At 72.9% G+C, this 19119-nt stretch carries 14 protein-coding genes; 9 read left to right on the forward strand and 5 right to left on the reverse strand.

Annotated features, from left to right (window positions below; genetic code table 11):
• Positions 1-79: 79 nt before the first annotated feature.
• From ACWCRA_RS32800 to eccB, 5 genes are all read right to left on the reverse strand, one after another.
• The gene (locus tag ACWCRA_RS32800; RefSeq protein ID WP_451069275.1) at positions 80-1390 is read right to left on the reverse strand and encodes a S8 family serine peptidase; all 1311 of its coding nucleotides are present in this window, start codon (positions 1388-1390) and stop codon (positions 80-82) included.
• Positions 1391-1416: 26 nt separating this feature from the next.
• A complete protein-coding gene (locus ACWCRA_RS32805; protein ID WP_451069276.1) occupies positions 1417-3258 on the reverse strand; it encodes a WXG100 family type VII secretion target in 1842 nt (613 codons plus the stop codon).
• Positions 3259-3264: 6 nt separating this feature from the next.
• Positions 3265-3741, reverse strand: coding sequence for a hypothetical protein (locus tag ACWCRA_RS32810; protein WP_351557557.1), 477 nt, complete (start codon positions 3739-3741; stop codon positions 3265-3267).
• Between the two features lie 169 nt (positions 3742-3910).
• Positions 3911-5191 carry a type VII secretion-associated serine protease mycosin gene (gene mycP, locus ACWCRA_RS32815; RefSeq protein WP_351557559.1) on the reverse strand — a complete coding sequence of 427 codons (1281 nt, stop codon included), beginning with the start codon at positions 5189-5191 and terminating at the stop codon, positions 3911-3913.
• Entirely contained in the window at positions 5188-6723 is a 1536-nt protein-coding gene (gene eccB / locus ACWCRA_RS32820; protein ID WP_451069277.1) for a type VII secretion protein EccB, read from the reverse strand. The genes mycP and eccB overlap by 4 nt, the downstream gene beginning before the upstream one ends.
• A gap of 181 nt (positions 6724-6904) precedes the next feature.
• On the opposite strand from eccB, the gene eccE reads away from it, so the two are divergent.
• The 9 genes from eccE (at position 6905) to ACWCRA_RS32865 (ending at position 18620) form a co-directional block, all read left to right on the forward strand.
• Complete coding sequence (gene eccE, locus ACWCRA_RS32825; RefSeq protein WP_451069278.1) at positions 6905-8254, forward strand: type VII secretion protein EccE; 1350 nt, start codon at positions 6905-6907, stop codon at positions 8252-8254.
• A 44-nt stretch (positions 8255-8298) separates the two neighbouring features.
• The gene (locus ACWCRA_RS32830) at positions 8299-8949 is read left to right on the forward strand and encodes a hypothetical protein (RefSeq protein WP_351557567.1); all 651 of its coding nucleotides are present in this window, start codon (positions 8299-8301) and stop codon (positions 8947-8949) included.
• A gap of 198 nt (positions 8950-9147) precedes the next feature.
• Positions 9148-9381 (forward strand): DUF397 domain-containing protein, encoded by a 234-nt coding sequence (locus tag ACWCRA_RS32835; RefSeq protein ID WP_351557570.1) that lies wholly within the window; start codon positions 9148-9150, stop codon positions 9379-9381.
• Between the two features lie 350 nt (positions 9382-9731).
• Positions 9732-12701, forward strand: a complete 2970-nt coding sequence (locus ACWCRA_RS32840) for an SCO5717 family growth-regulating ATPase (RefSeq protein WP_451069279.1) — start codon at positions 9732-9734, stop codon at positions 12699-12701.
• A 177-nt stretch (positions 12702-12878) separates the two neighbouring features.
• Positions 12879-14780, forward strand: a complete 1902-nt coding sequence (locus ACWCRA_RS32845) for an ABC transporter substrate-binding protein (RefSeq protein WP_451069280.1) — start codon at positions 12879-12881, stop codon at positions 14778-14780.
• Between the two features lie 3 nt (positions 14781-14783).
• The gene (locus tag ACWCRA_RS32850; RefSeq protein WP_351557577.1) at positions 14784-15770 is read left to right on the forward strand and encodes an ABC transporter permease; all 987 of its coding nucleotides are present in this window, start codon (positions 14784-14786) and stop codon (positions 15768-15770) included.
• Entirely contained in the window at positions 15767-16684 is a 918-nt protein-coding gene (locus tag ACWCRA_RS32855) for an ABC transporter permease (protein WP_351557579.1), read from the forward strand. The genes ACWCRA_RS32850 and ACWCRA_RS32855 overlap by 4 nt, the downstream gene beginning before the upstream one ends.
• Complete coding sequence (locus ACWCRA_RS32860) at positions 16630-17658, forward strand: ABC transporter ATP-binding protein (RefSeq protein WP_451069288.1); 1029 nt, start codon at positions 16630-16632, stop codon at positions 17656-17658. The genes ACWCRA_RS32855 and ACWCRA_RS32860 overlap by 55 nt, the downstream gene beginning before the upstream one ends.
• Complete coding sequence (locus ACWCRA_RS32865; RefSeq protein ID WP_451069289.1) at positions 17544-18620, forward strand: ABC transporter ATP-binding protein; 1077 nt, start codon at positions 17544-17546, stop codon at positions 18618-18620. Before ACWCRA_RS32860 ends, ACWCRA_RS32865 begins: the two co-directional genes overlap by 115 nt.
• Positions 18621-19119 lie beyond the last annotated feature (499 nt).

Here is a 19119-nt window from a genome sequence, read left to right on the forward strand (position 1 = left end):
GAATGGTGCTGGTTCATGGGCGGGTCACGCCACCGTGTTCCGCCGCCTGCCCCGGCGGCGGAACACCGTGCCCTCGGGCTCAGGCGGCGCGGCGCTTGCGGGCCACGAGGAGGCCGCCTCCGGCGAGGACGACCACGATCGCGGCACCACCGAGGATCAGGCCCAACTGGCTGCTCTCGTCCTCGGACTTGGCGGCGCTCTCCGTCCTCCCCGCCTTCTCCTGCTCCGGCGTGTCGCCGGAGCCTGCCACGGCGGGAGCGGTGCCGTCCGCGCCCTCGCCCGGTTGTGACGCGCCTGATGCGGAAGGAGCCGCCGACGCACCGGCCCCACCGGTCCGCTTGTTGGTCAACGGACTGATGTCGGGGTCACCCGGCTTCCCGAGCCCCCGGTTGATGTGTGCCCCCGGCCGGACAACGCCGTGGCCGTAGTAGTTGCTGAGCCCCTTCCCCTTGCCGTCCTTGCCCTTGCCCGCGCTCTCGAACATGACGCGGAGGACCTGGTTGGCGGTCCAGTCGGGGTTGGCGGACCAGATGAGGGCGGCGGAGGCGGAGGCGATGGCGGTGGCGGCACTGGTGCCGCCGTCGCCGTCGCAGTAGCTCTTGAAGGTGGCGTCACACCAGGCAGGAATGTCATTGCCGGGGGATGCCAAATCGACGAATTCTCCGTGCTCGGAGTACTCGGCTGTCCGACCCTCGGGGGCTGCCGCAGCAACCCCGACAACCTCCGGGTACTTGGCAGGATACTCGCCCTTGTTCTCCTTGTGCCCGGAGTTTCCAGCAGCCGCGAAGAGCAACTTTCCCTTGCTCTCCGCATACTTGATGGCGAGCTCTTCCTTGGGTTCAAAGAATTCGCTGCCGATTGACATGCTGATGATCTGGGCATCGCTATCGGCCGCCGCACGGATCGCCACCGACTTATCCCAGGGATCTTCCTTGTTCTCCTCTTGAAACTCTCCCAGAGCAACACGGTAGGGAATGATCTTCGCCTTGGGAGCCAACCCCTGCAATCCGCCTCCGCGGCCTGTACCAGCGATCAATTCGGCCATGGTCGTCCCATGCCCGTCATAGTCGTCGGTTTCATCGCCCTTCACCCCTGTGGCATCCAGACCCTTGAGAACCTGGCCTTTGAGCGACGGAGTGGACGAGTTGACCCCGGAGTCGATGACAGCGACCTTGATGCCCTCTCCGGCAGTGGTCTTCCAGACCTTGTCGGCGTCCATGGCATCCAGGTACCACTGCTTGGACCGCACATCCTCTGCCGCGACCGCCACTGGAGCGGTCCCGACGACTCCCACGGTCCAAGCTCCGGCCACCGCCACCGCACAGAGCAGTCCTCGCCTCACGGCGTACGACTCTCCACGCTTCCGGACCCGGCTCATTCCTGCCGTCATTCTGGCTTCCGAACCTTCCGCTGTGCCTAATCGATCACTGGAGGGACAACACGCCGCCGAACCGCCCATGTCTCTTCGTCTTCCGTCAGATAGTCCGGACGGGTCGAACCGGGCTGGTCCCGCTCCTCTTCAGGGGAGTGCTGACGACCGGGACGGCCACCGGTGAGCCCGGCACCACCGGCGGTGAAGCCCCCGTTGGCCGAGCGGGGCCCGGTGCCACCGCTGCGTGGCGTACCCACGATGCCGTTGGCGCTGGGGGTACCGCGCCCAGCGGGGGCATTGCGCGCAGGGCCCGTACCGATGACTCCGGACTGGCCCGGCCTTGCGGCGGAGGCCCGGTTGGACGCCGGACCATCCGCACCGATGACCGTTCCTCTCGGGGCACGCGGCGCCGTGGAACCGCCGGCGGCTCGCTGGGGCGTACCCCCGACGATGCCGTCCGCACGGCCCGCCCGAGACCCTGCTGCGGGAGACCCGGAGCCCGGCCTGCCGGCCATCTGCTGTCCGGCGGCCGTACCCGCTCGTCCGGCCATCGGGGACTGGGGAGCGCCACCGGGAGTACCGGCACGCGCTGCTCCCTGCGATCCGGCGCCTCCGCCCACGGGTCCCGTGGCACCCGCTCGGCCGGCCTGACTGCCGCCGGGCGATCCGGGGCCACCGCTCATGGGACCGGAGCGACCGGCCTCGGCATACCGGGCCGGTGGTGCGCCGCCGACCTGGGGCCGCCCTCCCGCACCGACGGGGGGCGCTCCGCCAACCTTGGAGGCTCCCGGCGCACGCTGCGCCGGGGGCGCGGCCTTGCTCTGCCCGGCGTTGGGAATACCGGCGGTCACCGGCGGCACCTGGCTGTTGGGTGTGCCACCGGGCGCGTTGGATGAAGGGGTCGGCGCGGCCGGGGCCGCGGGGGTGGAGGGCGGAGCGGCGACGGAGTCGATCTGCATCGATGTGTCGGGAGCCGGTGCCTGTGTCACAGGGCCCGGAGCTGTCGGTGTCGGCGCGGGCACCGTCGAGGTCAGCGGAGCAGTCGGTACGGAGCCGACGGGCTGGCCCTGAGGAGTGTTCACCACGTCCATGTGGGTGGCCCGCTCATCCGGAGCAACTTGGGCGTAGGCATTCGAGCGAGGGCGGCCCAATTCGTCCGTCCCCCGACCGGGATTCTTGACGCTGGACGGCGGCGGCACCGCCGCAGACAACGCCCCCGGAATCCTCGGCGGCTCCTTCCCCGCCAGCGTCTGCTCCGACACCGCGTAGAACGACGCCAGGCGGTTCATCTGATTGATCGCCTCCTGGCGATCCTTCTCCGCCTTCTGGGCCGCCACGTACTCCGGGTTGTCCTGCTTGCGCTCCGAATCCGGGAAGTGTTCCGGCTTCTTCGGGTCGGCGCGGGTGTCGCGGGGCGGCTTGGAGTTGCGGACCGAGGTGAGGCCCTCGCTGGCCACCTTCATCTGGGTGCCGACGGCGTTGGCGAAGGTGCCGAGGTCGCCGGCGTACTTCGACAGCTCCGCGCCGAAGCGGCGGAACTCCGTGCCGGACTCGCCCGTCCACTCCACTCCCTTGACGAACGCGTCGAGGTCGCCCGCGGCCTTGTTGAGGGCCTTGGTGGCGCGCTGAAGGGCGTCCCCGGCGTTCTCCAGGTCGGTCGGGTTGGCCGCTTCCAGCAGGTCGATCATGGCGTTGAGCCGGGCGTTCTCGAAGTCGGTCTTGCCGAAGAAGCCACCGGGTCCGGAGCCGGAGCCGAGGCCGAACTTCTCCAGGGTGCCGAGGACGCGCTCGATGGCGTCGGTGGCGCCGAAGCGGGTCTGGATCTGTGTGGAGTCAGCGGCCTGCTGCTGCTCGTGGGTCAGTTCCTGCTTGCCGTTGTCACCCATCGGCCATTACCCCAAGTCCGTCGGAAGGGCGGTGTCGTTGTTGCGCTCCGCGCTCTTCTCCCCGGGCGCCCCGTACTGCTTCTCCTGTGCGGTCCGCTCCTCCTTGAGGACGGACTGGATCGTGTGGAAGCGCCGGCGCATCTCTTCCTCCACGTTGTCGAAGCCGACGTCGGCGGCGTGAACACCGATGGTCAGCAGTTCGATTTGATCGCCAAGGGTTTTCGAGAGCGAGACAAGTGCCGTGTGCACCCGGTTGTACTGGCTGAAGAACCCGTCCGCCTCTGCGAACGGCAGATGGGCGCCGCTGAACGAGGCCCGCGAGACACGCTGTTCCGCGACCTTGCTGCTGCTGCCCTCGCCGCCTTCGAAATCCTTCAGAAGTGCGGTCACCTGCCCATGGAACTTCTTCAGCGCGTCGACACCGCGCCGCAGGTCACCCGTCCCGCCCGAACCTCCGACTCCACCACTCTCCGCATCGAGCACGATGCCCGTTCCTCCCCGTTTGTTACAGCTGTCCCTCGTGATCGCGGCGGAATACCACCGCTGATCAGCCGGATACCACTCTATCGATTGCCTATGACAGCCCCAAGCTGCTTCAGTGATGGGCCGCTTCGGGAATGTGAAGAATCCGTGCCATCTCTTGTGGTGGCGGTCATTCCGCTCCGGCGCGCGCCGTTCGGCCGGTGCGGCGGCGGGCGTCGCGCAGGGCGATGGCGCCGCCCGCGATGGCCGCGACCAGCACTCCTCCGCCGACGACCACATACGCCGCGAGGCGGGTGTCGCGCTCGTCGGGTGACTCGCCCAGGTGGACCTCGGGCGGAGTCGGGGTCTGCGCCGCGGTGACTCCCTCGCCCGCGGCCGGGCGCTCGATGGGCCTGTCGTCCTCGGTGAGGGCCCGGACGGGGTCGGCGACGCCCCAGCCGACGAGGCGGTCGTGGCCATCGGTGGAGCGTTCGGCGGTCTGCTGGATCTGGGCGGTGATCTGCCGGGGGGTCCATCTGGGGTGCTTGCTCTTGATGAGCGCCGCGAGGCCGGCCACGTACGGGGCGGAGAAGCTGGTGCCGTTGTCGGCGCAGTGGCCGCCGCCGGGGACGGTGGTGATGATGTCGACGCCGGGGGCTGCGACATCGACGAAGTCGCCGGACTGGGAGAAGGCGGCCCGCTCGTTGTTGCGGTCGGACGAGGCGACGGCGATGACCCCCTCGAAGGACGCGGGGTAGGTCTTCTTGACGTTTCCGCCGAGGCCGTCGTTGCCCGCGGAGGCCACGACCACCGTGCCCTCCTTCAGGGCCTCGTTCACGGCCTGAAGGAGCAGCGGGTCGGGCTTCACGGCGTTGACCGTGTCCTGGGAGATGTTGATGACCCCGGCGCCCTCGTCGACGGCGTGCCGGATGGCCCGGGCGAGGGTGGCGGCGGTGCCGCGGCCCTCACCGTCGTTCTGCTTGATGGGGATGACGGTGGCACCGGGGGCGAGGCCGACGAAGCCCGTGCCCTCGGCGGGGCGGGCGGCGATGATGCCGGCGACCTTGGTGCCGTGGCCGACGCTGTCGGTGGTCCCGTTGGCGGCACCCCGGTCGATCGCGTTGCCGCCTGCGTCCTTGCCGTCCTTCGGCAGGGTGTTGAGGCCGGCGCCGGCGTCGACGGCGCCCCGGAGCTGGGGGTGCCTGATGTCGACTCCGGTGTCGATGACCGCGACCCGCACGCCCTTGCCGGTGGACTGCTTCCACAGTTCGTCCAGGAGGACGCGCTGGAGCGCCCAGGGCCGTCCCTTGTAGGGGTCGGCGGGGTAGGTGCACTGGCCCGGGGTGTCCGCGGCGGCGGTGGTCGCGGGCAGCACCGGAAGGCCGATGGCCGTGACGGCGGTGGCCGCCGCGCCGGCGAGCAGCCTCCGGGAGAACCTTCGGGGGCGCGCGCCCCCGCCGCCGGCCCTCACGAGCCCTGGGGCTGGTTGGCGGAGCCGGTGGAGAGCCGGGGGCCCGTCGGCAGGAAGGAGGACCAGGCGGCGGGCACCGGCACCGGTTCGATGTCCTTGAAGCCGAGCCGGACCTGGGCGAGCCGGGCCTCCTGCTGGCGCGCCTCCTTCTCCTCCGGGGTTCCGGAGGAGCCGATGGCGGAGGAGTCGGTGGCGCTGTCGCTGTTGGACTGCATGGCGTAGCGCAGGCCGGTGTCGGTGACCAGGAACAGGAATCCGGTGTCCGTCTGGGAGCCCTTGAACTGGCGGAACAGCTGGCCGGAGCCGGGGGTGACATAGGCGCTGCTGGAACCGACCGGCAGGGGCGCGGGGAATCCGGTGCCGGCCCAGGTGCTGAGGGTGGTCTCGCCGTTGTCCGCGTCGACGTCGCGCAGGACGTTGCAGACGGTGTTGCGGCTGCCGTCCTCGCGGCTCGCCTCGTTGACGGTCTCCGGGAGGTGCTGGGGCCACTTCCGGTCCTGGTTGAAGGGCTCACCGGGGCGGAAGGCACCGGCGCTGAGCCGCTCCGGCTCGCCGTCCTGGTCGAGTCCGACCAGGTCCCTGCTGTTCAGGATGAGGTTGGCGGTGAAGTCGGAGACGGGGGCCACCCGGCCGGGCAGCACCACGTACTTCTGGTCCCCGGACCCGGCGCCGGCCTCCAGGACCATGCCCACCTTGTTCAGGGAGGGGTCGAGGTCGGCCGCGGGGATGCCGGCGTCGGTGCCGGGCGGGGCGGGGAGTTCGGGGAAGTCGACGGTGTCGCCCTCGTGGAGGGTCGCGAGCCAGGCGGCGGAGACGCGCTGGGGCTCCCGGACCTGTCCGACGGCCTGGAGCAGCAGCGCTTCGTCGCCGGCCAGGGGGTAGGCGGTTCCGGCGGCGTCGACGACGTACCGCTTCCGGTCGGGGGCGGGACCCTCCACGTAGAGGAGTTCGCCGTCGCGGAGCCGGTTCGCGCCGTCGGTCTTCCTCTCCTCGCGCTCGGCGAGGACGAAGGCGGCCTTCTGGATGGACCTGCCGCCGGCTCCGGGGCGTTCGCACACGGCCCAGCGCTTGGCCTCGCCCGCTTCCTTCGCCTTGGGGAGGCGGTCGGGGGCGTAGGGAATGCCGAGGGTCGCGCCGTGCGGGATATCGCCCTTGTCGAGTACCGACTCGGCGACCTTGATGACCTTGTCCTTGTTGGCGTTGAGAAGCAGCTTCGCTGACGCCATATTCAGCACCGGGTGGAGTTGTACCTTGTCCCCGGTTTTCAGCACCACATAGCGCGTGGTGGATTCACTGGCGATGATCACATTCTCGCCCGGGGCGTCCCATCCTTTCGGGGCCACCGGCCGGAACATGCCCCAGGCGGCGAATCCCGCGAGAATCACCACTCCGACAATGGCACCGGGTACCACGGCACGCAGCGGGCGCGGTGCGCCTTCCTCCGAACCGGTGGTGCTGGGCTGGAGGAACTGCGCGATCAGCCTTCGCTTGGCAAAGGTGTACGCGTTGAGTTCGTCCCGACGTGATGCCATCTGTCCGCTGTCCCTCTCCCCGCTGGGCGGCCAGGCTCCCGTACTCGCTGAGAGGGGCCGGCCCTCGTGCCGCCCCCTACTATGCCTGCTGCGGCTCAGGGGTTACTGCTCCGGTAGGGTGATCGCCCGGTCAACGCCCAGAGGAATTTGGTAATTACGGACACGAGGGGGCAACGCGGCGATGGGTACGGCGACGCGCACGCGAAATGGCCGGACTTCGGAACGGCGTCGCGGCGCTTCCCGGGGAGGGCGCGGACGGGGCGCCGCACCGGGTCCGGCGGGAGGTGCGACCGCCGCCGCCGTCCCCGCGTCCACCGCTCTGCGCCCCCTCGCGCGCGGCGGTCGCGTCGGCCCCCTCCGGCTCGGCCAGTTGGCGCTGGTGGAGATCGCCATCGGTCTCGCGCTGGTCGGGCTGGCGCTCGGGGGTCTGTGGCTGGTGCCCACGACGGTGCTCGGCGGCGCACTGCTGCTGCTCGCGTTCATACGGCGCCGGGGACAGGCCGTCCAGGACTGGCTGTCCACCGCGCTGGCCCTGCGCTCGCGCGGGCGGGATGCCGAACCGGCGGCGCGGGGCACCGACGCGTCGCTGGCGCCCGTCGCGGAGAGCGTGCCCGGTTTCCGCCCGTTCCCCTGGGTGGACCGGAGCCGCCGCACGGTCGGCATGCTCGGCGATGGGTCGTTCCTGACGGCCGTGGTGCGCGTGGAGGCGAGCGGTGACGCGCTGCGTCCCGCCTTCGGCGCGCGGGCGCTGCCGCTGTCGGTGCTGGGCGGCGCGCTCGCGGTGGACGACATCGTGCTGGAGTCGGTGCAGTTGGTGCAGCAGGTGCGGGCCGCGCCCGCGCCGCATCTGCCGCAGCAGTCGATGGCGCGGCTGTCGTACGCCCCGTTGCAGGAGCGGACGGGCGCGCCCGCGCTGCGGATGACCTGGGTGGCGGTGAAGCTGGACCCGGAGCTGTGCCGGGAGGCGGTCGAGGCGCGCGGCGGTGGGCTGGAGGGCGCGCAGCGCTGTCTGGTGCGGGTCGCGGACCATGTGGCGAGCCGGGTCACCGGGGCGGGTTTCCAGGCGGTGGTGCTGGACCAGGAGGAGCTGAACTCCACGGTGGCGACCGCCGCCTGCGCGAGTCCGAGGCTGGCGGCGCGGGCGGGCCGGCCGGATGCCGCGCCGCGGCGCCGGACCAGCGAGACGGCCCGGGTCTGGCGGTGCGACGACCGCTGGCACACCACCTACGCGGTGGGCCGCTGGCCGGAGCTGGGCCGGGGCGCCACTCCGCTGCCCAAACTGGTGTCCCTGCTGACGGCGGCACCGGCGTACGCGACGACCTTCAGCCTCACCCTGCGGCGGGGCGCGCATCAGGGGGCGATGGCCGTGGCCGGTCATGTGCGGGTCACCGGGGGTTCGGACACCGAGTTGATAGGGGTGCGCCGGACGCTGGAGCAGTCGGCGCGCGCCGCGAAGGTCGGTCTGGTCCGGCTGGACCGCGAGCAGGTGCCGGGCGCGCTGGCGACGCTTCCGCTGGGCGGTGCCCGGTGAGGGGGCCGCGCGGGCTGCGCGGTCCGCAGCACGCCGGGCACACGATGTCCGCGAGTGATCTGGGGGCGCTGTCGCTGCCGGTCGGGGACGACGGTGTGGTGATCGGTGACGACGCGGAGGGCCGCCCGCTGATGATCGGGTTCCACCGTTCGACTCCGTACGACGTCCTGTTGATCGGCGGTCTGTGGACGGCCCAGGTGCTCGCGCTGCGGGCGGCGGGGACGGGTGCGCGGGTGGCGGTGGAGACCGGGCGGGCCCGGGCGTGGACGGGGCTCGCGCAGGCGGCGGGCGCGGGGCTCGACTGTGTGACGCTGCACGATGTGGGCCGGGTGCCGCCGATGGGCGCGACGGTCGGCAGTCCCGTGGTGGTGGTGCGCGACTGCGGTATGCGGCCGCCGCGCGGCCGGGTGGTGGCTTCGCCCTGGCAGTCGGTGCTGACGCTGCTGCCGTATCTGAGCCCGGTGGCGCCCCGGTTGCTGCGCGACTCGACCCTGGTGGGTGTGCAGCGGGTGTCGCCGCAGGAGGCGGAGCAGATCGGCCGGATTCTGGGGCTGACCCGGGCGGAGAGCGACGCGCTGCCGACACTGGCGGACGGGGTGACGCTGTGGTGTTCGGGCCGGGAGCGCCACTGGGTGATGACGAGCGGCACGGACCCGGAGAGCGGGCTGCTGGGCGCGGCCCGGCGGATGGACTGAGCCGGTGTGCGCGCCCCCGCGCGGGCCGGGTTTGTACGCTCATACGTTCTTGCGTGCGCCCGCCGGGATTCCGCCGGATGACGCGCTGTGCTCGGCCTAGACTTCCCGCGTGATGGGGACCGGTCCCGGGCGGACCGCCGGCGCGGGGTCGCGGCGCTGGGCCGGTGCCGAACCGCCGACGGAAGGGGAGCTGGACCGATGGGGAGCGCACAGGAGAAGGACGAGCTCTACGCCCTCGACATCTCGGGCGTCGAGTGGCTCAGTGCCCCCGGCACGAGCGAGGACGAGGAGCGGGTCGAGATCGCCCATCTGCCGGGCGGGGCGGTCGCGATGAGGTCGTCGCTGGACCCCGACACCGTGCTGCGGTACACGGAGGCCGAGTGGCACGCGTTCGTTCTGGGGGCGCGTGACGGGGAGTTCGACCTGCGGTGATTCCGCCCGGGCGTCCCGGGGTGCCCGGTGGCCGCGGTACGGCCCCGCCCCCGGGCGCCGGGACGGGCCGGGGGCGGGACCGGTGGCGCCGGGCCCCGGTCTCCGCACCTTCCCCGGCTCTCCGCCACCTTCTGTTCACTTGGTGGCGGCGTGTGGCGTGGGGGACAGTGGCCGTCGGGCGTCGGCCCTGCCGGGCCGCCCTTGTTGACGATTAGGCTGGGACGGACAGCGGCAGAAGAACCTGCGGGGATGCCCATCGTGTCCCCGGGCGGAGAGCCGGGCCGATCGGCAGAGAGAACGGTCGCCCCACCCACGACGCACCAGGGTGCTCGACCACACCAGGAGGCACAGTGAACAGCGATCGGGACGAGATCCGCGGGGGATGGGACCTTCCCGCCGATGAGTCCGACGCGGAGCCCGCCGAGATGACGGGTGAGTTCACCATCGACTACACCCCTCCGGCCTGGTACACGCAGAACGCGGCGGGCGACGGATCGGGCGCGGGCCGGGTCCCGCCTCCGCCGCCGCCCAGTGGCTCCCCGGTGGCGACGCCGGGGCTGCCGGTGGGAAGTGGGTTCGAGCCTCAGTGGACGCCGGAGCGGTCCCCCGCGCCGGAGCGGGGCGGGGAGCAGGAGCCGGCGGCGCGGGCGCTCGGCGGCGGTGAGGCGGAGAGCGGCGCGACGATGCGGTTCTCCCCCACCGCCCTGAAGCGGGAGTTCGCCGCGCTCGACGCCGCCAAGGAGGCCGAACGGGCCGCCGGGGAGGCCCGGGAGACGGAGAAAGCGGAACACGGCGGCGCGGAGCGTACCGGCGACCGCGGTGGCTCCGCCGCCGCGGGAGGTTCCGGCGGTACGGAGGGTTCCGCCGCGCCCGCGCTGTCCCCGGGCGCCCCGGGGGACGGCCCTGCGGGTGAGAGCGCGGAGGGTGCGGAGGGCTCCGGCCCGTCCGGCCCCTTCCCGGCCCCGGTACCGCTCCCGTTGCCCGGTACGGACTCCGGGGCGGCGGGCTCCGACAGCGGCCGGGAGGCGGCTGCTCGGACGGTCGAACCGCGCCGGGAGGACGACGAGGCGGCTCCCGGCGGCCCCAGCGCTTCCGGCGCGCCGAGCGGCCCGGAGTCCGCAGCCGGGGCGGGGAGCGCGCCGGGGCCCGGGGACCCACGAGGCACCGCGCCGGAGCCCCCGGCACAGGCACCGGCGCAGGCGCAGGCACAGGTGCCCGAGGGGGCACCGGGGACACCCCCGCCCGCGCCCGGCCCCGCACAGCCCTGGTCGATGGGTCCGCCCACGCCGGATTCCGGGCTTCCGCCGCTGCCGCCCGCGTTCCAGCCCGCCTCGGCACCCGCGTCCGCGCCGCAGTGGCCGGTCTCCCCGCAGACCTCCCAGGAGTCCGCGGCCCCGCCTCCCCCGGTCCCGCCGCACGGCGGCGGGCCGCTGCCCGCCGCCGCCCAGCACGGGGCGTACCCTCCCGTACCGTCCGCTCCCCTGCCCCTTCCGGCACAGGCACCGCCGCCGCCCGCACAGGCGCAGGCACAGCCCCTTCCGCGGGCACAGGCACCGCACCAACCTCAGCCGCAGGCGCCGCATCAGCCGCTGCCGCCGGCACCGCTGCCGCCCGCCGTGGCACCGCACGCCCCGCGGGAGGGGTACAGCCATCCCCCGCAGTGGCAGCCCGGCGCGCACGCGCCCGTACCGCTGCCACCGGAGCGGCCGGCGCCCCCACAAGGACAGCATGAGCAGCACGGACAGCACGGGCAGCCCGGACAGCAGGGGCCGTCGTACCCGGCCGCTCCGGCCGTGGACCCGCGCTCCGGCGCGGCCTGGCCCTCGGCGGTGACGCACGACCAGCGGGAGCGGTCGGTGCCGGGCGCGCCGCTCGGGTACACGGCGGCCGTCGAACTCTCCTCCGACCGGCTGCTGCGCAACAACAAGCAGAAAGCCAAGTCGAGCCGGAACCCGACCGCCGCGTCACGTTTCAAGCTGGGGGGCCGCAAGGAGGAGGCCGAGCGGCAGCGCAAGCTGGAGCTGATCCGCACCCCGGTGCTCTCCTGCTACCGGATCGCGGTGATCAGCCTCAAGGGCGGCGTCGGCAAGACCACCACGACCACCGCGCTGGGCTCGACCCTGGCGACCGAGCGGCAGGACAAGATCCTGGCGATCGACGCCAACCCGGACGCCGGCACGCTCGGCCGCCGGGTGCGGCGGGAGACCGGGGCCACCATCCGCGACCTGGTGCAGGCGATCCCGTATCTCCACTCGTACATGGACATCCGGCGCTTCACCTCGCAGGCGCCGTCGGGTCTGGAGATCATCGCCAATGACGTCGACCCGGCGGTCTCGACGAGCTTCAACGACGAGGACTACCGGCGGGCGATCGATGTGCTGGGCCGTCAGTACCCGATCATCCTCACCGACTCGGGCACCGGGCTGCTCTACAGCGCCATGCGCGGGGTGCTCGATCTGGCCGACCAGCTGATCATCGTCTCGACACCCTCCGTGGACGGCGCGAGCAGCGCGTCCACCACCCTGGACTGGCTGTCGGCGCACGGGTACGCGGAGCTGGTGCAGCGCTCCGTGACGGTCATCTCCGGGGTGCGCGAGACCGGGAAGATGATCAAGGTGGAGGACATCGTGGCGCACTTCCAGACGCGCTGCCGGGGTGTGGTCGTGGTGCCGTTCGACGAGCATCTCGCGGCGGGCGCCGAGGTCGATCTGGACATGATGCGGCCGAAGACCCGGGACGCCTACTTCCATCTGTCGGCGCTGATCGCCGAGGACTTCTCCCGCGCCCAGCAGCAGCAGGGGCTGTGGACGGCGGACGGCAACCCGCCGCCGACCATGCCGCCGCCGATGCCGGGCCATCAGCAGGCCCCCGCGCAGCCGGCGTACCCCGGGCAGCACGGGCAGCAGCACCCCCAGCCCCCGCCGCACCACGGCGGGCCCCCGCACCACGGCGCGCCTCAGCACCACGGCCCGCCGATGCACCCGGCGCAGCCACCGCGGCACGGCGTACCGGGGTACCCGCTCCCCCACCAGCAGCCCCACCCCCAGCAGCCGGGGCAGCCACCCGCCCCCGGGCAGCCCTATCCGCCGGCCCCGCCTCAGCCGCAGCAGGGGGCGTACGGCTTTCCGCAGCAGGGCCCGGGGGGCGGCCCGCCTCCCCCGCAGTACGGCTACCCGCAGCCGTACCCGGCCCAGCACGCGCCCCAGCCACAGCCCGGACAGCAGGAGCAGCGGGAACAGCCGGAGCGGCCCGATGACCAGGACGCGCTGCCGCCGGCCGGGTGGCCGCCGCGGCATCCCCCGCACGCTCCGCAGCAGTAGAGCGGCCGAACGAGGGCCCCGGTCGACCCCGTCGACCGGGGCCCCGGCGCGTCCGCCCGGCCGCACACGCCGTCCCGGAACGCCGACGGGGCCGCCGACGGGGGTCGTTGACGGCGCCGGTCACCGCTGGTACACCTCGGATCAGCAGCCCGTGAGCGACGAGGCGAGGTCACCGTCATGGCCGGTCGGCTCCCATCACCGCGCCGGGTCCGGGCACGGGCGGCGCTGTGCGCGGCCCTCGTGCTGTCGGCCCTGGCTCTCGCCCTCGCCCTCGCGCCGGTCTCGGCACCGACCTCGGGACCGGTCTCGGCACAGGTCTCGGCACAGGTCTCGGCACCGGCCGCGCCACGGGCCGGGGCGGACGGCGGTGGCCGGAGGGTCCTGACCGTCGCCGTGGCGCAGAGCGTGGACTCGCTCAGCCCCTTTCTGGCGCAGCGGCTGGTGTCCACGACCGTCCACCGGCTGGCCTATGAGTATCTGACGAATTACGACCCCCGGGACGGCCGGGTGATTCCGGGGCTCGCGACGGCCTGGAAGTCCTCGCCCTCCAAACTGATCTGGACCTATACGATCCGCGCGGACTCCTTCTGGTCGGACGGCCGCCCGGTGACGGCCGAGGACGCGGCGTGGACCTTCCGGACCATGATGTCGGACGAGAAGGCGGCGACGGCCAACGGCAGTTTCACCGCCAATTTCCGGAAGGTCACCGCGCCCGATCCGGTGACCCTGGTGGTCGAGCTGAGAAAACCACAGGCCACCATGGTCTCCCTCGATGTCCCGATCGTGCCCCGGCACATCTGGGAGAGGGTCCGGGACTTCGGCACCTTCAACAACGACCGGCAGTTCCCGGTCGTCGGCAACGGTCCTTTCGTCATCACCGAGTACAAGGTGGACCGGTTCATCGTGCTGAAGTCCAACAAGCGCTTCTGGCGCGGCGCGCCCGCGTTCGACGAACTGGTGCTCCGTTTCCACAAGGACGGGGACGCGGCGGTGGCCGCCCTGCGGAAGGGGGAGGTCTCCTTTGTCCAGGGGCTGGTTCCCGCTCAGGCCGCCGCGCTGAAGCGAGCCGAGAACATCAAGGTGAACGACGCTCCCGGACGCCGATTCCTCGCTCTGGCGGTCAACCCGGGGGCACAGTCGAAGGACGGCACCCGTTTCGGCACCGGGCACCGGGCGCTGCGCGATCCGGTGGTGCGGCGGGCGCTCTTCCACGCCGTGGACCGTTCCGAGATCGTCGAGGGGTTCTTCCGGGGCCATGCGGTGGAGGGCGAGGGCTATATCCCGCCGCGCTTCGGGGCGTACTTCTGGAAACCGGGCCCCGGGCAGCGGATCGCCCACGATCCGGAGCGGGCCGCGCTGCTCCTCGACCGGGCCGGCTACCGGAAGAACCGCGACGGTGCGCGGGTCGGAAAGGACGGCCGTCCCCTCTCCTTCCGGTTGCTGTGCCACGCCACCGAGCCCATCGAGGCGAACATCGGGAAATATCTCCACGACGTCTGGCGGGATCTCGGGATCGAGACGCGGATGGAGTGCCGCGACAATGTCTCCGATCCCTGGCTCAGAGGGGACTACGATCTCGCTTTCGACGGCTGGTCGGTCAACCCGGACCCGGATTTCGTCCTGGCGATTCACACCTGCGCCGCACTCCCGGAAACCCCGAGGTCGACCGGTTCCACCGACAACTTCATCTGTGACCGGGAATTCGATGACCTGTATGCGGAACAAATCGCCGAGTACGATCCGATCCGGCGCGCCGACGTGGTGAGACGCATGCAGTCGCGGCTGTACGACACGGGGCTGATGCATGTGCTCGCCTATCCGAACGCGGTCGAGGCCTACCGCACCGACCACATCGCGTCGATCACCACCATGCCCGAGGACGGGGGGAACCTCTGGGGTCAGGACGGCTACTGGAGTTGGTGGTCGGCCGAACCGGCCGAGGGCGGCGGCGCGGGCTCCGGCGGCTCCGGGTCCGCCACCGAGGTCGTGGTGGGCATCGGGGCCCTCGTCGCGGTGGCCGCCGTGATCGGGGCGCTGGTCGCGCTGCGCCGCCGGGCCACGGCCGACGACCGTGAATAGCCGATGAGCGCGGCACGCGCCTATCTGCTCTACTCGGCGGGCCGACTGGGCGGCGCCGCCGTCTCCCTGCTCGCCGTGCTGGTCACCAGCTTCTTCCTGTTCCGGATCATCCCCGGCGACCCGGTGAAGGTCCTCACCCACGGCACCCCGACCACGGCGGCGCAGCTCGGCGCGCTGCGCCGGCAGTTCGGACTCGACCAGCCGCTGTGGCAGCAGTTCACCGACTACTGCGGCAGAGCCCTGACCGGCGATCTCGGGATGTCGTACCAATTCCGCGCCCCGGTCGGCGAGCTGATCGCGCAGAAGGTGCCGGCCACCCTGCTGCTGACCGGGGTCGCGGTCGTCCTCTACTCGGCGCTCGGGCTGTGGCTGGGCACCCGGGCGGCCTGGCGGCACGGCGGGCGGTCCGACCGGCTGCACACCGGGGTCGCGCTGGCCCTCTGGTCGGTGCCGTCCTTCTGGCTCGGACTGCTGCTGATCACCGTGTTCTCGGTCGGTGCCGGACCGGTGCCCGGGCTCTTCCCCACCGGCGGTATGGAGTCGGGCGGGATGAGCGGCTCGGCGTACGCCGTCGATGTCGCCCACCACATGGTGCTGCCGGTCCTCACCCTGGTGGCGGTGGGGTACGCGCAGACGCTGCTGGTCATGCGGTCGTCGCTGCTGGACGAGATGGGCGCCGACTATCTGACGACCGCGCGGGCCAAGGGGCTGCGGGACTCGGCGGTACGGCGGCGACACGCCGTGCCCAACGCGCTGCTGCCGACCGTGACCATGGTCTTCATCAATCTGGGGCATGTGGCGGCCGGCTCGATCCTGGTGGAGACGGTGTTCTCCTGGCCGGGGGTCGGCGGGCTCTTCTACCAGGCGCTCAGCGTGCCCGACCTGCCGCTGGTGCAGGGCCTCTTCCTGGTCTTCGCCGGGGCGATGATCCTGATGAACCTGCTCGCCGATCTGCTCCATCCCCTGCTCGACCCACGGGTGGCCCGATGACGGACTCCGCGATTCCGCGCTCCTCCCTCCCCCGTTCCCCGGCGTGGGCGCGCCGCCGGGGCGCGCTGCTGCGGTTCTGGGCGGCGTACCGGAGAGAGCGGGCGGGGCTGTTCGGCCTCGGCGCGCTCGCGCTGATCGCCGCTGTGGCGCTCGCCGCGCCGCTGCTGGTCGACGGCGATGTGCGGAAGGTGACCGGGACGCCGGGCGAGCCGATGGAGCCGCCGGGCGGCGCGTTCTGGCTGGGGACCGACCAGTTCGGCCGTCCGCTGCTGGATCTGCTGGTGTGGGGGGCGCGGATCTCGCTGACCGTGGGGCTGCTGGCGGCGGCGATGTCGGTGGCGATCGGTACGCTCGTGGGAGTGGTCGCCGGTCACTGCGGCGGCTGGTTCGCCACCGTGCTGATGCGGGTCACCGACTGGTTCCTGGTGATGCCGACGCTGGTCCTGGCGATCGTGCTGGCGACGGTGATGTCCCGCAGTGTGTGGACGGTGATCGTGGCGATCGGTGTCACCAGCTGGCCGACGACCGCCCGGCTGGTGCGCGCCCAGACGATCGCGGTCGAGTCCCGCCCGTACATCGAGCGCGCGCGGGCCCTCGGCGGCGGGCACCGGCACATCATGAGCCGCCATGTGCTGCCGCATGTGATGCCCCTGGTGCTGGCGCAGACCACGCTCGGGATCTCGGCGGCGATCCTCACGGAGGCGACGCTCGCCTTCCTCGGGCTCGGCGATCCGATGGTGATCTCCTGGGGCGGGATGCTCCAGGAGGCGCGGGAGGCGGGGGCGGTCTCCTCGGGCCACTGGTGGTATCTGGCGCCGCCGGGGCTGGCCGTGGCGCTGGTGGCGCTGGCGTTCACCCTCTGCGGGCGGGCCGTCGAGTCCGCGCTCAACCCCCGGCTGGGGGTGGGGCGGTGAGTCTGCTGGAGGTCAGGGGCCTGCGGGTGGCGTACGGGTCGGGGGCGGGGGCCGTCGCCGCCGTGCGGGGGGTGGATCTGAGCCTGGACGCGGGGCGGAAGCTGGGGATCGCCGGGGAGTCGGGGTGCGGGAAGTCGACGCTCGCCCTCGCGCTGCTGCGGCTGCTGCCCCCGACCGCCCGGCTGAGCGGGGAGGTCCTCCTCGACGGGGAGGATGTGCTCACCATGCGCTGGGGACGGCTGCGGGCCGTGCGCTGGGCCGGGGCGTCGATCGTCTTCCAGGGGGCGATGCACTCCCTCAACGCGGTGCGCGGGGTGGGGGATCAGATCGCCGAACCGGTGCTGCTGCACCAGAGGGTGACGCGCGCGGCGGCGCGGCGGCGGGCCGGGGAGCTGCTGGAGCTGGTGGGGCTGCCGGCCGGGCGGGCCGGCTCCTTTCCGCACGAGCTGTCCGGGGGCCAGCGCCAGCGGGTGATGATCGCGATGGCGCTGGCCTGCGGGCCCCGGCTGATCGTCGCCGATGAGCCGACGACCGCGCTGGATGTGATGATCCAGGCGCAGATCCTGGGGCTGATCGGAGGGCTCGTGACCGAGCGGGGCATCGGGCTGCTGATGATCAGCCACGATCTGGCGGTGCTGGCGGATGTGTGCGACCGGCTCGCGGTGATGTACGCGGGGCGGGTGGTGGAGGAGGGGCCGGCGGGCGCGGTGTACACGGCGGCGCTCCATCCCTACGGCCGGGCGCTGTCGGCGGCCTTTCCCCGGGTCGGGGACAGCGCATCGCGCCGGGCTCCCCGGGGGCTGCCGGGCGATCCGCCCGATCCGGCCGCGCTGCCCGGGGGCTGCGCGTTCCGTCCGCGCTGTCCGGAGGCGCTGGCGGTGTGCGCCGAGGCCGAGCAGGAGCTGACCGGGGACGGCGGGCACCGGGCGGCCTGTGTGCGGGTGGCCGCGCCGGGCGGGGAGGGGAGGGCGTGATGAGCGGCGTTCCACTGCTGTGGGCGAGGGATCTCGCGGTCGTCTTCCCCGGGCGGCGCGGCGGGCCGCCCGCGCGGGCCGTCGACGGGGTGGATCTCGCCGTCGGCGCGGGCGAGATCGTGGCGCTCGTCGGGGAGTCGGGGTGCGGCAAGAGCACCCTGGCGCGGGCCCTGCTCGGGCTGGTGCGGCCGGCGGCGGGGGAGGTGGGTCTCGCGGGCACCCCGCTCGCCCACACCCCGCGCGCCCTCAAGGCGCACCGCCGGCGGGTGCAGTTGGTGCTCCAGGACCCGAGCGGCGCGCTCAATCCGCGCCACACGGTGTACGAGGCGGTGGCGGAGGGGCTCCGTGTCCACGGGTGCGCGGGGGACGAGCGGGCGGCGGTGGCCGAGGCGCTCGGGCGAGCGGGGCTGCGGCCCCCGGAGCGGTTCTTCGCGCGCTATCCGCACGAGCTGTCGGGCGGGCAGCGGCAGCGGGTGGTGATCGCGGGGGCGCTGGTCCTGGAGCCGGAGGTGATCGTCGCGGACGAGCCGGTGGCGTCGCTGGACGCGTCCGTGCGCGGGGAGATCCTCGCGCTGCTGCTGCGGCTGCGCGACGGACTGGGGCTTTCGGCGCTGGTGGTGACGCACGATCTGGGGCTGGCGTGGAATGTGGCGGACCGGGTGGCGGTGATGTATCTGGGGCGGATCGTGGAGTGCGGCTCGGTGGAGGAGGTGCTGCTCGCGCCCCGGCATCCGTACACCAGGGCGCTGCTGTCGGTGCTTCCCGAGTCCCCCGTGCCGCCCGTCGTCCTGACGGGCGAGCCGCCCGACCCGGCCCGCATCCCGCCCGGCTGCCGTTTCCACGCCCGCTGCCAGGTGGTGGCGTCGGGGGAGGCGGGGAGGGTGGGGGTGGAGGGGAAGTGCAGGGGGGAGGAGGTGGGGGTGGTGCGGGGTGCGGGGGTGGCCTGCCACTGGACCGGGTGACCTCCCGCCCTCCCCCGCCCGGAGCCCCGGGCAGCCCTGACTTCTCCGGCACGCGTGCCGCACCACTCCAGCCCCGGCGGGGGGCTGAGCAGCACCACCCAGCCCCTCCGGCGATTGAGGAGCGGGGGTTCGGGGGCAGGCCCCCGACCGAGGCCCGCAGCATGCGGGGACCTGTCGCACAGGGTCCGTCCTCAAACGCCGGACGGGCTGAAATTGCTCGGGCCACTCGTGGCACAGGGTCCGTCCTCAAACGCCGGACAGGCTGAGGACGCCCGGGGCAGCCGCAGAGACGGCTCGGGGCGCCCGGGGCGCGGGGTCCGTCCTCAAACGCCGGACGGGCTGAGGATGCCCCGGGCACCCGATGAGACTGCCCGGGGCACCCGGGGCGCGGGGGCGGGCTCGGGCGGTGGAGAGGCGGAGATGGCCCGGGCGGCCGAAGGGATCGCTCGGGTCGGCCGTCGTGCGGGGGCACGTGGGGCCGGTTCAGGCGGCCTCGGAG

It is taken from the genome of Streptomyces sp. NPDC001889, from assembly GCF_053594535.1.